The sequence below is a fragment of the Sphingomonas sp. genome, from assembly GCF_050725575.1.
GTDB lineage: Bacteria > Pseudomonadota > Alphaproteobacteria > Sphingomonadales > Sphingomonadaceae > Sphingomonas.
On record NZ_JBOHHW010000017.1, the window covers coordinates 48098 to 61485 of the forward strand.

The 13388-nt window shown below is 65.1% G+C and carries 13 protein-coding genes; 11 read left to right on the forward strand and 2 right to left on the reverse strand.

What is annotated here, in order from left to right; translation table 11 throughout:
- The first annotated feature begins 43 nt into the window (after nt 1-43).
- Both ACRECS_RS13360 and ACRECS_RS13365 read left to right on the forward strand, forming a co-directional pair.
- Nucleotides 44-1603, forward strand: a complete 1560-nt coding sequence (locus ACRECS_RS13360) for an ArnT family glycosyltransferase (RefSeq protein ID WP_431583457.1) — start codon at nt 44-46, stop codon at nt 1601-1603.
- A 51-nt stretch (nt 1604-1654) separates the two neighbouring features.
- The gene (locus tag ACRECS_RS13365; RefSeq protein WP_431583458.1) at nt 1655-2449 is read left to right on the forward strand and encodes a Coq4 family protein; all 795 of its coding nucleotides are present in this window, start codon (nt 1655-1657) and stop codon (nt 2447-2449) included.
- A gap of 50 nt (nt 2450-2499) precedes the next feature.
- On the opposite strand, the gene ACRECS_RS13370 is transcribed toward ACRECS_RS13365, so the two are convergent.
- Entirely contained in the window at nt 2500-3066 is a 567-nt protein-coding gene (locus ACRECS_RS13370) for a carboxymuconolactone decarboxylase family protein (RefSeq protein WP_431583459.1), read from the reverse strand.
- A 144-nt stretch (nt 3067-3210) separates the two neighbouring features.
- On the opposite strand from ACRECS_RS13370, the gene recF reads away from it, so the two are divergent.
- The 5 genes from recF (at nt 3211) to gyrB (ending at nt 9465) form a co-directional block, all read left to right on the forward strand.
- Nucleotides 3211-4281, forward strand: coding sequence for a DNA replication/repair protein RecF (gene recF / locus ACRECS_RS13375; RefSeq protein ID WP_431583460.1), 1071 nt, complete (start codon nt 3211-3213; stop codon nt 4279-4281).
- A gap of 83 nt (nt 4282-4364) precedes the next feature.
- Nucleotides 4365-5144 carry an OmpA family protein gene (locus ACRECS_RS13380; RefSeq protein ID WP_431583461.1) on the forward strand — a complete coding sequence of 260 codons (780 nt, stop codon included), beginning with the start codon at nt 4365-4367 and terminating at the stop codon, nt 5142-5144.
- A gap of 128 nt (nt 5145-5272) precedes the next feature.
- Nucleotides 5273-5920: a hypothetical protein gene (locus ACRECS_RS13385; protein WP_431583462.1), complete on the forward strand. Its 648-nt coding sequence runs from the start codon at nt 5273-5275 to the stop codon at nt 5918-5920.
- Between the two features lie 294 nt (nt 5921-6214).
- The gene (locus tag ACRECS_RS13390; RefSeq protein ID WP_431583463.1) at nt 6215-6916 is read left to right on the forward strand and encodes a hypothetical protein; all 702 of its coding nucleotides are present in this window, start codon (nt 6215-6217) and stop codon (nt 6914-6916) included.
- Between the two features lie 47 nt (nt 6917-6963).
- Nucleotides 6964-9465 (forward strand): DNA topoisomerase (ATP-hydrolyzing) subunit B, encoded by a 2502-nt coding sequence (gene gyrB, locus ACRECS_RS13395; protein ID WP_431583464.1) that lies wholly within the window; start codon nt 6964-6966, stop codon nt 9463-9465.
- 142 nt (nt 9466-9607) lie between these two features.
- Here gyrB and ACRECS_RS13400 read toward each other — a convergent pair whose 3' ends face one another.
- Nucleotides 9608-10099, reverse strand: a complete 492-nt coding sequence (locus tag ACRECS_RS13400; protein ID WP_431583465.1) for an Lrp/AsnC family transcriptional regulator — start codon at nt 10097-10099, stop codon at nt 9608-9610.
- 92 nt (nt 10100-10191) lie between these two features.
- Between ACRECS_RS13400 and ACRECS_RS13405 the strand changes: the two genes are divergently transcribed.
- The 4 genes from ACRECS_RS13405 to ACRECS_RS13420 all read left to right on the forward strand — a co-directional run bounded on the left by ACRECS_RS13405 (nt 10192) and on the right by ACRECS_RS13420 (nt 13331).
- A complete protein-coding gene (locus tag ACRECS_RS13405; RefSeq protein ID WP_431583466.1) occupies nt 10192-11127 on the forward strand; it encodes a threonine ammonia-lyase in 936 nt (311 codons plus the stop codon).
- 68 nt (nt 11128-11195) lie between these two features.
- The gene (locus ACRECS_RS13410) at nt 11196-11555 is read left to right on the forward strand and encodes a VOC family protein (RefSeq protein ID WP_431583467.1); all 360 of its coding nucleotides are present in this window, start codon (nt 11196-11198) and stop codon (nt 11553-11555) included.
- Nucleotides 11556-11712: 157 nt separating this feature from the next.
- Complete coding sequence (locus ACRECS_RS13415; RefSeq protein ID WP_431583468.1) at nt 11713-12495, forward strand: class I SAM-dependent methyltransferase; 783 nt, start codon at nt 11713-11715, stop codon at nt 12493-12495.
- Between the two features lie 29 nt (nt 12496-12524).
- On the forward strand, nt 12525-13331 hold the full coding sequence (locus ACRECS_RS13420; RefSeq protein ID WP_431583469.1) for a class I SAM-dependent methyltransferase: 807 nt from the start codon (nt 12525-12527) through the stop codon (nt 13329-13331).
- Nucleotides 13332-13388: the final 57 nt, after the last annotated feature.

Consider the following 13388-nt stretch of genomic DNA (forward strand, 5'->3'; position numbering starts at 1 on the left):
GGTATTGATCGTCCAATGCCCAGCAGAATGACTGGGTTGCCTTATGCCTGCCGCGTTGATGAACGATAGCGCCGCCCTCACCTGGCGTGCATCGTTGCTCGACCGACTTTCGACGCCGCTCGGCGCGGCATGGTTGTGCCTGTTCGTTGCCCTCCTGGCCCGGGCCGTGCAGTTCGGCAATCCGGTCATTCATGTCGACGATCAATTCTACCTCTTCGTCGGCGACCGCATGTGGCACGGCGCGATGCCGTATCGCGATATCTGGGATCGCAAGCCGGTCGGCCTGTTCCTGATCTTTGCCGCGATCCGGGCGCTGGGCGGCGAAGGCGTCATCCAGTATCAGCTCGCCGCGACCGGTTTCGTCGTTGCCACCGCCGTCGTCATCCGCGCCATTGCCCGCCGCATCGCCAATCCGCGCGGCGCCACCGCCGCCGGGATCGTCTATTTGACGTCGCTCGGCATCTCGGGCGGCGATGGCGGACAATCGCCGGTCTTCTATAATCTGTTCGTGGCGGTCTCGGTCTGGGCCATGCTGGCGGCGGTCGAGCGCCCGCGTTTCGACCGCCGCGCCGTGCTGCTCGGATCGGCGGCGATGCTGCTGATGGGCCTGGCGATCCAGATCAAATATACCGTGTTGTTCGAAGGCGTCTTTCTCGGCCTGGTCCTGTTGTGGCGCGCCTGGAAATGCGGCCATAGCCCGGCGGCAGTGCTGGCGCTGGCGCTCGGCTGGACGATACTCGGCCTTGCCTCGACCGGCGCGGCCTGGTGGTATTTCGCCGCTGCCGGACAAGGCGATGCTTTTGTCTACGCCAATTTCACCTCGATCTTCGATCGGCGTGCCGAACCGGTGGATGTCGTGCTCGGCCGGCTGGCGGCGATCGTCATCCGCCTGATCCCATTGTCGGTCGCCGCCTGGTACGGCATAGCCGGGGCCCGCGCGCGCGATCCCGACGAGACGCCGGCCAAGAGCCTTGCGCGCCGAATCATCGCCGGCTGGGCGCTGGCCGCGCTGGGCGCGGTCCTGATATTCGGCAGCTATTTCGATCATTATGCGCTGCCGCTCTACGTCCCGCTGGCAGTCGCCGCCGCCCCATTGATGGGCGATCCCAAGTCCGGTGTGGCGCTGATCATTCGCGGCAAGTCGCGGCTGATGACCACGGCGGTCTTCCTGATCATCGCGACCAGCATCGTTACAGCCACCACCTCGGCGCGGTTCCGCAAGGAACGTGGCACCGGGCCCGAAGTGCGTGAAATGGCCGCGATGCTGAAACCGCTGCTAAAGGATTGCCTTTATATCTATGACGGCGACCCGATCCTCTACATGATGACCAACAGCTGCCTGCCGACTCGCTGGCCGTTTCCCGACCATCTCAACAACAAGCGCGAGGTCGGTGCGGTCGGAGTCGATGCGCTGACCGAGATGCGGCGCATCATGGCCAATCATCCGACCTATGTGGTTTCGCGCACCTCGCCGCAAAGCAAGACCTACACGCCCGGCTGGGACGAGATGCAGGTCGATCTCGCCCGCGACTATCGCTCGGTCGCCGAATGGCAGGTCGGTCCCAGCAAGCGCGTCATTTACCAGCGCATCCCGGGGCATTGACAAGTCAGTTGCCGATCGCTACTAACACAACTGTCAGTAAGGATCGAGACAATGGCAACGCTTCCTCCCTTCCCCGGTACCAGCGGCCGCCGCGACTGGCGGACCGCATTCGACGCAATCCGCAAGCTGCTCGCCAATGGCGACGACACGACGCAGGTTTTCCGCATCATGCGCGCGCTGAACGTCGGCAATGCACCGATGAATTATGCACGCTTCATCGCCACCGAAGAGGGTGGGCGGATGGCCTATGAGCGGATCGAACTGGCGCAGCGCTTCACCGACAAGGCATTCGTGGCGAGCTTCGCACCCGGCACGGTTGGTGCCGCCTATCGCCATTTCCTCGAGACCACTGGCTATTCGGCGGACGGCCTTGCCGAGATCAGCAAGATCAATCGCGAAGAAGACATGCCGCATCCCTATGCCTGGTTCGGGCGGCGGGTGCGCGACACGCACGACATCTGGCACGTACTGACCGGATATAAGGCCGACGAAAGCCTGGGCGAAGCGGCTCTGGTGGCCTTTTCCTATGCCCAGGTCGGCGGACTCGGCTGGGCGTTCATTGGCGGTGCAGCCGCGCTCAAGAGCCTCAAGGTCACCGGCAACACGCTGTTCGCCAGAGCCGTGTGGGAAGGATATCGCAACGGTCGCAAGGCGAAGTGGATTTCCGGTGAGGATTATCTGACGCTGTTGCACGAGCCGATCGATGCGGCGCGGGCCCGGCTCAACATCGTCACGCCGACCGCCTATCTGCACGCGCAGCGCGAACTGGGCGCCGAACTGGCTTCCTATCTCAGCGCACCCAAGGCCGACAAACCGGTCGCCGAGCCGGAGCGGATCGCCGCCTGAATAATTGTCCGGGAAGTCGCCCTCTCACGACTTCCCGGACAAACTTCTGATCAATCGCGCTCGGGCACCGGTACATTGAAGCCGTTGAGCGTCATCGATACCAGCGCATAAAGGCCAACGAGGTAGATCAGCTCATTGGCGCCGTGCTGGCCGAAGGTATCGACGGCAAGCCGATAGCAGGGCTCGGGCAGCACCCCGCCATTGACCAGCGCAAAGGCGACGTCATAGGCGACGCTTTCCTCGTCGCTCAGATCGACCGGCTTGATATTCGCGCACAGTTCCGAGAGCCGCTTCGCTGGCATCTTCTCACGCTCGGCGACGGCGATATGCGCATAAATCTCGTACGCGGCATCGAAATGCGCGCCGGTGACCAGGATCGCAACCTGCCGCGCGCTGTCGGGCAGGGTCGCCTGCATCGACATCGCCTTGGTCAGATCCCACACCGCCTTGCCGATCACGGGTTCGTGCAGCCACGGATTCCACGGACCGATCAGCGCGCCATGTGCGTCCACGGTCTTGAAGTCGTTGAAGTTGGAGGCGATTCCCGCTTTCATATCTTCGTAGAGCGGCTTCTGGGCATCGGTCAGGTCGGCGGGCGGGATAAGCGGCAGGCGCATGAAAATCTCCGGCTGTTTCAGGGAGGACAGATCGCGATTCCCGCGCGATGCCGCCGGAGCGATTGAGGCAGGCTTTCGTTCCATCCGGCCAGTTGCGAAAATCGCAACCCATGATTGCGTTTCGCGCTAAGGCTTTCAACGACCATGCTTGCCCGCCTCGTCCTTACCGATTTTCGCAACCACGCCGATACCGCGATCGCGCCGGGCCCGGGCTTCGTCGTGCTGACCGGCGAAAATGGCGCGGGCAAGACCAATGTGCTTGAGGCGGTGTCGCTACTCGCGCCGGGCCGCGGGCTGCGCCGCGCACCGCTGGGGGAGATGGCACGGCAAGGCGGACCGGGCGGTTTCGGCGTGGCGGCCGATCTCCGCTCGTCCGGCGATGGCGACATCCAGATCGCGACCGGCACTCAGTCCTCGGCGCCCGAACGCCGCATCGTGCGTGTTCAGGGCGCCCCCGCCGCTGCGACTGCGCTGTCCGAATGGCTCGCGATCCTGTGGCTGACCCCGGCGATGGATCGATTGTTCGTCGAACCGGCAAGCGAACGCCGCCGCTTTCTCGACCGGCTGACGCTCGCGCTCAACCCGGGCCATGCGGTGCACAGCAATCGCTATGAAGCGGCAATGCGCGCGCGCAATCGGCTGCTCGCCGAAGAGACTCCCCCCGATCCCGATTGGCTGACCGCGCTCGAAGCCCAGATGGCCGAGCATGGCGCGGCGATCGATCTGGCACGGCGCGATACCGTCGCCTTGCTTGCCATCACGCTGGCCGATCAGCCCGAAGGCCCGTTTGCGCGTGCCGGCTTGGCGCTGGAGGGCTGGACCGGGGCCGGCGACACGCTTGCTGCCGACCTCGCCCGTGGCCGCGCACGCGATGCTGCCGCCGCGCGCGCGCTCGCCGGCCCGCACCGCACCGACCTTGCCGTCACCCATCTCGGCAAGGGGCAGGCGGCCGCGCTCTGTTCGACCGGCGAGCAAAAGGCGCTGCTGCTCGGCCTGATCCTCGCTCATGCCGACCTCGTCGCCGCGCGCACCGGCCTCGCACCGATCCTGTTGCTCGACGAGGTCGCGGCGCATCTCGATCCGGTCCGCCGCGCCGCCTTGTTCGAGCGCCTCACCGGCAAGGGACAGGTGTGGATGACTGGGACCGAGGATGCCTTGTTCGCAGCACTCGGCCCCGACGCGTTCCGCATGACGCTGGGCGGCGGCGGCCGCTGAACCCAGGCTTTCAATGCAACTCACGCGCCGTTCAAGCGCTTCCTGTCACCTGAGCCGCATCGGCGGGGGCCAGGAGACGAATGATGACCAGATCGAACAAGCCGATAATCGGTATCGCCGCCGCGGCGATCGCACTGCTCGCCGGCGCCACGCCGGCCTTTGCCCAGGATCGCTGGGACTGGGGCGGCGGCCGTCATGGCGACCGCGAATACCGCCTGATCGGCGCCGGCGTGCCGATCCTCTATCCTGAATTGCGCGCGACCAATCGCGGCCGCGCGTTCGTGATGCGCAATTTCGACTTCAACCGCGACGGCCGGATCAATCCGCGCGAGGCGCAAGCCGCCAACCGCGCTTTTGCCGGCGTCGCCGGCCCGCGCCGCGACCGCTTTGACTGGGATCGCCGCGATCATGTGGTGGTGATCGAAGAGCGCGGTGGCCATTGGGATCGCGGCGCGATGCGCGGGTACGGCTTCCGCCAGACCGCGCGCGGCGCGACCTTGCGCCTGCAGGAAGACGTGCTGTTCAGGACCGACAGCGCGGAGCTGCGCCCGGGCGCGATCGACACATTGCGCCCGCTGGCCGATTATCTCCGCTCGGAACGCGGGGTGCGCGTCGCGATCGACGGCTATACCGATTCGCGTGGCACCGATGCGCACAACCAGGCGTTGTCGGAACGCCGCGCCGACAGCGTGCGTGCCGCGTTCGACGACATGGGCGTGACCCGCGCGCGCTTCTCGGTCGTCGGGCATGGCGAGGCCGATCCGGTCGCGACCAATGCCACCCCGGCCGGCATGCGCCAGAATCGCCGGGTGGAAGTGACATTGCTTGGCCAGCGCGCCGATCGATTCAGTAATATCAATTGAAATCAATAGAGTACCGGTCGTCCATTGGCGACGACCGGTACCACAGTAGACTGCAGGCAATAAAGCCACGGAACTTCCGCACTTGGGAGTTCGTTAGGTCGCCGCATTCGAATTTCAGGAGAAGAGTTATGCGTAACTATTCAATGATGACACGCGCACTATGCGCTTCGGCTCTGCTGCTTTCATCGGCCACGCCCGCTTTGGCGCGCGGCAAGACCGATCGTGCCCATGAGGCGATTGCCGCCGCCAAGGCGAAGGTCGATGCGGCGAACAAGCTCGGCGCGTCCGGCGAGGTGCCCCGGCTGCAGGCCCAGGCCCAGGCCGCGCTGCGCAGCGCCGAGGAAGATCTCGCCGCGAAACGCAAGGATCAGGCGATCGCCGAGGCCAACCGCGCCTCCGAGCTTGCCGATACCGCGATTGGCCTTTCCGAGCGCAATCGCAACGAAACCGTGAATGCCGAGCGCGCCGCGGCAGCCGATGCGCAGCAGGAAGCCGCGGCGGCCAATGCCCGCGCCCAGGCCGCGCAACAGGATGCCAATGCCGCCGCTGCGGATGCCGCCGCCGCGCGCGCAACACCACCGCCCGCCCCGATCGTGATCGCATCGCCGGTGCCCGCGCCGACCACGACGACGATCACCACCGAGACGGTCAAGAGTGCCGCGCCTACCACGGTGGCACGCAAGAAAGTTACCGTGCGCAAGCCGGTGCGCCGCGTCGTAAAACGCTCGGGTGCCGCCGAAAAGACGACGACGACGGTTACAACCAAGACTGAGTAAACGGGCAAGACCGAGTAAACGGATCGGCGGCTTGGGCGGGACACTCTCGATCGAGCCGCCGCACCACGTTGTTCGGCGCCGCAAGGGCCGGGCGGTGTCGCCCGCTGAACCTGACGTGCCGGGGCATAAGCGATTTGAAAGGCGAGCCCGTTCGAAAGGCGATCCGGGCGATTGTCCGGCAAGACATTGCCGGATAAATGGCGCGTCTGAAAGCGAGGCCATTTCATGTTCTGGCGCAAAAAGGCTGCACCACCGCCACCCCCCTCCCCCCCGTCCGAACATGACATCGAAGAGATGAAGCGCCTTGCCATGGCAGGCGCAATTTCCGCTCAAAAGGCCGATGATCCTCTTATCGGCGTCAAAATCGGCGCCAAGGAACTGTTCGGGCAGTGCATGGCCGCAGTGCACGACGACAGGGGCGTCCATGCCGAAACACTGCTCTGCGTGCTGGGGGCGATTTCCGGTTTCGCCTGTCCGGCCGCGATCGCTGAACAATTGGCGCTAAAGGGCCTGACACCCCCGCAAGTCGGTATCATGGTCGTTGAAGGCGCGGATGGCCGTACATATTGGTTTGGCGATCCGGTCAATCATTTGCTGGCCGAGGACCATTACGCGGTTTGGCCGCTTATCGCAGGCAAGGCGCAAGCGCTCGGCGTGACGCATTTCCCGGATGCCGCGAATGCGATGCAGCATGTCGCCGCGACCGTCGGGGGCGCCGATTTTGGCATACCGCGGTTGCCCGAAGGGCATCGTCCGGCCCTGTTGCCGATCGACGCGGCGCGCGCCGTCTGGCCAACCGCCCGCGCCATCATGATCCGCTATTGTGATGAGCTGCGTGAATGGCCCTTGCTTGCGGCACTTGCCGCACAAGAAGGGCAGGAAACTGTACGGGACTCACTCGACCCGGCAATTGCCGCAACGATTTTGCTGGAATGCGCCTTCCCGATGGCAAAGCTCGCGCCCGGATCGCTGGGACTGTCACAACCCGTTGGCTGACGCCCATTTCGCTTCCGTTTCCGAGAGTGAATCCCTATATACTCGGTATGGCAGAAGACCCCAACAAGAACGACTATGGCGCTGACTCGATCAAGGTCCTGAAGGGCCTCGACGCGGTGCGCAAACGCCCCGGTATGTATATCGGCGATACCGATGACGGTTCCGGCCTCCACCATATGGTGTTCGAGGTCAGCGACAATGCGATCGACGAGGCGCTGGCCGGTCATTGCGACCGGATCGACATCACGCTCAACCCCGACGGATCGGTGTCGGTCGAGGATAATGGCCGCGGCATTCCGACCGGTATCCACACCGAGGAAGGCGTATCGGCGGCCGAGGTCATCATGACTCAGCTCCATGCCGGCGGCAAGTTCGAGAACACATCCGACGACAATGCGTACAAGGTATCCGGCGGCCTGCACGGCGTCGGCGTGTCGGTGGTCAATGCGCTGAGCGAATGGCTCGACCTGACGATCTGGCGCGACAATGAAGAGCATTATATGCGCTTCGCCTTTGGCGATGCGGTCGCACCGCTGAAGGTGGTCGGCTCCGCCAACGGCAAGAAGGGCACCAAGGTCACCTTCTTCCCCTCGCCCGCCACCTTCAAGATCACTGAATTCGATTTCGAGAAGCTCGAACATCGCTATCGCGAACTCGCCTTCCTCAATTCCGGCGTGCGGCTGTACCTCAACGATGCGCGGCACGAGGAATTGAAGACGGTCGAGCTTTATTACGAAGGCGGGATCGCCGCGTTCGTGAAGTATCTCGACCGCAACAAAATCCCGCTGATGCCCGATCCAGTCGCCATTTCCGGCACGCGCGACGATGTCACGATCGACGTCGCGCTGGAGTGGAACGATAGCTATTACGAGAACGTCCTCGCCTTCACCAACAACATCCCGCAGCGCGACGGCGGCACGCACATGGCTGCGTTCCGCGCGGCGATGACGCGCACGCTGAACAATTACGCCGAGAAATCGGGCCTCCTGAAAAAGGAGAAGGTCACGCTGACCGGCGATGATATGCGCGAAGGCCTGACCGCGATCGTCTCGGTCAAGCTGCCCGACCCGAAGTTCAGCAGCCAGACCAAGGACAAGCTCGTCTCGTCCGAAGTGCGCCAGCCGCTCGAAAGCCTGATGGCCGACAAGCTGGCCGAATGGCTCGAGGAAAATCCGGCGCATGGCAAGGCGATCGTCGCCAAGATCATCGACGCCGCGGCAGCACGCGAAGCCGCCAAGAAGGCGCGCGAACTGACCCGACGCAAGGGCGTGATGGACATCGCGTCATTGCCCGGCAAGCTCGCCGATTGCCAGGAGCGCGATCCGGCCAAGTCAGAACTGTTCCTGGTCGAGGGTGACTCGGCAGGCGGCTCCGCGAAACAGGGCCGCGACCGCCATTTCCAGGCGATCCTGCCGTTGCGCGGCAAGATCCTCAACGTCGAGCGCGCGCGCTTCGACCGGATGCTGTCGAGCCGCGAAATCGGCACGCTGATCCAGGCGATGGGCACCGGCATCGGCCGGGACGATTTCAAGATCGAGAAGCTGCGCTACCACAAGATCGTCATCATGACCGACGCAGACGTGGACGGCGCGCATATCCGCACGCTGCTGCTGACCTTCTTCTATCGTCAGATGCCGGAGATCATCACCGGCGGCTATCTCTATATCGCCCAGCCGCCGCTCTATAAGGCGACGCGCGGGCGCAGCGAAGTCTATCTCAAGGACGACAATGCGCTCGACGATTATCTGATCGAGAATGGCGTTGCCGGGACGATGCTCGACGGCGCGGCAGGCGGGACTCGCTCCGGCGCGGACTTGCGCAGCCTGGTCGATCATGCGCGGCGCATGCGCACGCTGATGCGTTATGTGCCACGGCGCTACGACGCGACGATGGTCGAGGCGCTGGCGATGGGCGGCGCGTTCGACCCGAACGCCGCGCGTGCCGACCGGCTCGCCACCGTGACCGTGGTGACGGCGGGGCTCAACGCTGCCGATCCGGAAGCACGCTGGTCGGTACGCCTGACCGAGGATGGCGGGATTCATTTCGAGCGCATCTGGCGCGGCGTGACCGACCATCACATCATTGAGGCGGCCTTCATCGGCTCGGCCGAAGCGCGCAAGCTCCATACGCTGGCGGTCGAGCAGGCTGAGTCCTACGAGCAGACCGCCAAGCTGGTATCGACCAAGGCCTCGGCCGCGGCGGCTGCCGAGGCCGAAGCCGCGAGCGAGACGGACGAGGACGACGACGTACCGGTCACACTGGCCAAGGGCGAGACGATGGTCGCCCGGCCGAGCCAGCTGTTCGACGCGATCCTCGCGGCGGGCCGCAAGGGCCTGTCGATCCAGCGCTACAAAGGGCTGGGCGAGATGAACGCCGATCAATTGTGGGAAACGACGCTCGATCCGCAGGTCCGCTCGATGCTCCGCGTCGAGGTCGACCAGGCCGATGTCGCGGACGAGATCTTCACCCGCCTGATGGGCGATGTGGTCGAGCCGCGCCGCGAATTCATCCAGGAGAATGCGCTCAGCGTCGCCAATCTCGACGTCTGAGGCCAGTCCGGCTCCACTGAATCACGCCCTTCCGTCCGGGCCGAGCTTGTTGAAGCCCGGCCCGGACGAGGATGCGGTCGGTCGGCTCTGCGTGCAAACGCTCCCGGTGATTAATGGAGCCGGGATGACAGAAGAGGCGCTCTCAAATCGCCTGATTCCAGACCTGGATCGGCACGGCCAGGCTGCGCTTGCCCACGCCGAGCGCGACATTGGTGGTGAAGCGGCGGACATTGGGATTGTCGGCGATCAGCCGGCTCATCAGCGCGTCATAGGCCTCCACATCGGGCGCGGCGACGATCAGGATGAAGTCGGCGCTGCCGGTGACGTAGAAGACCTCCTGGACATGCGCGTCGGCGTTCAGCCACTGCCGCAGCCGCCCGAGCAGCTCGGGCCGCTCGCGTTCGACCTCAAGCGCCACGACGAAGAAAACCGGCTTGCCGACGCGCAGTGGATCGACTGTCGCGACATTGGCCAGGATGACGCCGTCGGCCTTTAGTCGCTTCAGGCGGCGCAATACCGCCGACGCCGACAGCCCGACTCGTTCGGCCAGGATTTCGGTCGGCGTATCGGCATCATGCTGGACGATGGCGAGCAATTTGCGGTCGAAGCCGTCAATTCGGGCAGAGCGCGTCATATCGGCAGCATAGCACCGGATTGCGCGATTTTCGCGCGAATCCGGCATCTCTTTCGCCGAATTCCGGCGCAACACCGCGCTATCTTCACGCCATGGACAACCCTACCCCCGCCGGCATTCGATCCGCGCTCGCCCGGATCGACCCGGTCTTTCTCGATACCCCGCTCCGGCACTCCGTGTCGCTTGATGCCGCGCTGGGCGCGACGCTGATCCTGAAGGACGAGACCGCCAATCCAATCCGATCGTTCAAGGGACGCGGTACCGGCAATTTCGTCGCCGGGCTGGTGCACGACGAACAGCCGGCGGGCCTGATATGCGGGTCAGCGGGGAATTTCGGTCAGGGGCTTGCCTGGGCCGCGCGCCGTCACGGCCTCGCGCTGACCGTCTATGCCGCCACCAATGCGGTGGTCGCCAAGGTCGAGGCGATGCGCCGGCTCGGCGCCGAGGTCCGGCTGGTCGGCGACGATTTCGATGCGGCAAAGGACGCCGCGCGGGACAGCGCAAGACATGACGGCGGTCGCTATGTCGAGGACGGGGCCGAGCGCTGGATCGCCGAGGGTGCGGGTACGCTCGCACTGGAGCTGACCCAGGCGACGGCGGAATTCGACGCGATGATCGTGCCGCTTGGCAATGGTGCGCTCGCCGCCGGCGTCGGCACCTGGCTGAAACACGCGGCCCCGCGGACTCGGATGGTCGCCGTGGCCGCGACCGGCGCGCCGGCAATGGCCGATGCGGTGCTCGACCGGTCGGGGGCGGCCAGAACCGGTGTCGACACCATCGCCGACGGCATCGCGGTGCGCGTACCGATTCCCTATGCCGTGACCAGCGTGCGGTCAGTGGTCGACGATGTGCTGTTGGTCGATGATGATGCGATCCGCCACGCCATGGCGCTGCTCGACCGGCATCTCGGCCTGACGGTCGAGCCCGCCGGTGCCGCCGGGCTCGCGGCGGTGATCGCCGATCCGGCGCGCTGGCGCGGACAGCGCATCGCGGTGCCGCTGTGCGGCGGCAATATCGACCCCGCCTGACCCACTCCCTTTTTCAACCAGCCGCTTTTCAGTCAGCCGCTTTTTCAGTCAGCCGCAAGGATCAGACCATGATCGATCATCTCGAACTCAAGACGCGCCAGCTCGACCAATGCCTGCGTTTCTACACCGATGCGCTGGCGCCGCTTGGCTATAGCTTGCGGGTCGATGGCCCGGCCAAGGGATTCGGCGATGGCACGACGCTCGACTTCTTCATTGGCGAGGGTGAGCCGTCGGAGGCGGTACATTTCGCCTTTGCCGCCCCCGATCGCGCAATGGTCGATCGCATCTATGAGGTTGGCCGCGCGGCCGGACACAGGCTCGACCGTGCGCCCGCGCTCGCGCCGCATATCCACCCGAATTACTATGCCGGCTATCTGCGCGACCCCGACGATCGCCTGATCGAGTTCGTCTGCCACAAGCCGGAATAACGCATCGCCGTCATCGGCCGGGACGTTCATGCCTTGGCGGTGGCCGTTCATGGTTTCCGATGGACGCCACCGGGCAAGCGATTATCATTCTGCGTAACGAATGCCGCGCGGGACCCTGCCACCACGGCAGGCTGGCGGCAGGCGCGGGAGAGAGATGATGACGGCAGCGAAACTTGCTGGTGCGGCCCTGGCCGCGCTGTTGATCACGACATCCGGCAGCGTGCCGGCCAACGCCAAGAAACCCGCCACTCAGGCGCACAAGGCAGGGGCCGAGGCGCAGATCGCCAAGGCGCTCGCCGATCCCGCCCGCGCCGACCAGGCGAGCGACGATGCGCGGCGCAAGGCGGCCGAGATACTGGCCTTTTCCGGCGTAAAGGCGGGCGACCGGGTGGTCGATTTCCTGCCCGGATCGGGCTATTGGACGCGCATCTTCACTGGCGTGGTCGGGCCGAAGGGCCATGTTTTCGCGCTGTGGCCGGCGGCCGCCGCGAAATATGCCGAAAAGCCCTTGCCGGCACTGCGCGCGCGCAACCTCGCCAATGTCACCGCCGAAGTGCAGACCGCGTCGCTGCCAACCGTCGATCAGCCGGTCGACCTGTTCTGGACCGTGCAGAATTATCACGACATCCCCAATAATGGCGCGGGCGAAGCGGGCCTGAACGCGTTCAACGCGGCGGTGTTCAAGGCGCTCAAACCCGGTGGCATCTATATCGTGAGCGACCATGCCGATGTGGCGGGCAGCGGCCTGACCGGGACCGAAACCAAGCACCGCATCGACCCGGCGGTGGTCAAGCAGCAGGTTGTGGCGGCGGGCTTCACTTATGAGGGCAGCTCCGACGTGCTGGCCAATCCGGCCGATGACCATGTGGCGAAGGTCTTCGATCCCGCGATCCGCGGCAAGACCGATCAGTTCGTCTTCAAGTTCCGCAAACCGCGCTGATCCGCCGCACCTGGGAAAGGGCTGTTTCGATGAAGACGACGATCCTCGCCGTTCTGCTTGCCGGCAGCGCGCTGGCCGCGTGCGGCCCCACCGCGGCGCCGGCGAATGACACCGCCACCGCACCGGCCAACGACACGGCGCCGACCGGCACCCTGCCCCCCAATATCGCCGCGGCCGCCGCCGACCCGGCGCGCGGCACCGTGACCGCGACCGATGCGGCGCGGCACGGGCCGGAAATCCTCGCCTTTGCCGGGGTGAAGGCCGGCGACAAGGTGATCGACCTGATCCCCGGCGGCGGATACTGGACCAAATTGTTCGCCAAATCGGTCGGCCCGTCGGGCCATGTCTATGGCATCTGGCCCCAGCCCTATGCCGCCGAGGCGCGCTCCAATGTGGTGGATTACCAGAAGCTTGGCACGACGCCCGATTTCGCCAATGTCAGCGCCTCGACTCAGCCGGCCACGTCCCTGACCGCCGCCGAACCGGTCGATCTGGTCTTCACCGCGCAAAATTATCACGATTATCCCGACAAGTTCATGGGCTCGCTCGACCCGTCGGTGTTCAACAAGCTGGCCTTTGCCGCGCTGAAACCCGGCGGCACATTGCTGATCATCGACCATGCCGCCGCTGCGGGATCGGCGATGCGCGATACCGACACGTTGCACCGCATCGACCCGGCGACGGTCAAGTCCCAGGTGGTCGCGGCCGGCTTCGAATTCGTCGGCGAAAGCCCGCTGCTCGCCAACAAAAGCGACGATCACAGTCTGGCGGTGTTCGACAAGGCGGTACGCGGCAAGACCGACCAGTTCATCTACAAGTTCCGCAAGCCCGGCTGACGAATGACCACTAACGCCCCACTTGCGGACATTCCGGTGTGAGGTAGAGACGGAAGC

Coding starts and splice junctions, on each gene's coding strand:
- recF (WP_431583460.1), top strand. CDS start 3,211: ATGCTTGCCCGCCTCGTCCTTACCGATTTTCGCAACCACGCCGATACC.
- ACRECS_RS13385 (WP_431583462.1), top strand. CDS start 5,273: ATGCGTAACTATTCAATGATGACACGCGCACTATGCGCTTCGGCTCTG.
- ACRECS_RS13380 (WP_431583461.1), top strand. CDS start 4,365: ATGACCAGATCGAACAAGCCGATAATCGGTATCGCCGCCGCGGCGATC.
- ACRECS_RS13420 (WP_431583469.1), top strand. CDS start 12,525: ATGAAGACGACGATCCTCGCCGTTCTGCTTGCCGGCAGCGCGCTGGCC.
- ACRECS_RS13360 (WP_431583457.1), top strand. CDS start 44: ATGCCTGCCGCGTTGATGAACGATAGCGCCGCCCTCACCTGGCGTGCA.
- ACRECS_RS13370 (WP_431583459.1), bottom strand. CDS start 3,066: ATGCGCCTGCCGCTTATCCCGCCCGCCGACCTGACCGATGCCCAGAAG.
- ACRECS_RS13390 (WP_431583463.1), top strand. CDS start 6,215: ATGAAGCGCCTTGCCATGGCAGGCGCAATTTCCGCTCAAAAGGCCGAT.
- ACRECS_RS13410 (WP_431583467.1), top strand. CDS start 11,196: ATGATCGATCATCTCGAACTCAAGACGCGCCAGCTCGACCAATGCCTG.
- ACRECS_RS13405 (WP_431583466.1), top strand. CDS start 10,192: ATGGACAACCCTACCCCCGCCGGCATTCGATCCGCGCTCGCCCGGATC.
- gyrB (WP_431583464.1), top strand. CDS start 6,964: ATGGCAGAAGACCCCAACAAGAACGACTATGGCGCTGACTCGATCAAG.
- ACRECS_RS13415 (WP_431583468.1), top strand. CDS start 11,713: ATGACGGCAGCGAAACTTGCTGGTGCGGCCCTGGCCGCGCTGTTGATC.
- ACRECS_RS13365 (WP_431583458.1), top strand. CDS start 1,655: ATGGCAACGCTTCCTCCCTTCCCCGGTACCAGCGGCCGCCGCGACTGG.
- ACRECS_RS13400 (WP_431583465.1), bottom strand. CDS start 10,099: ATGACGCGCTCTGCCCGAATTGACGGCTTCGACCGCAAATTGCTCGCC.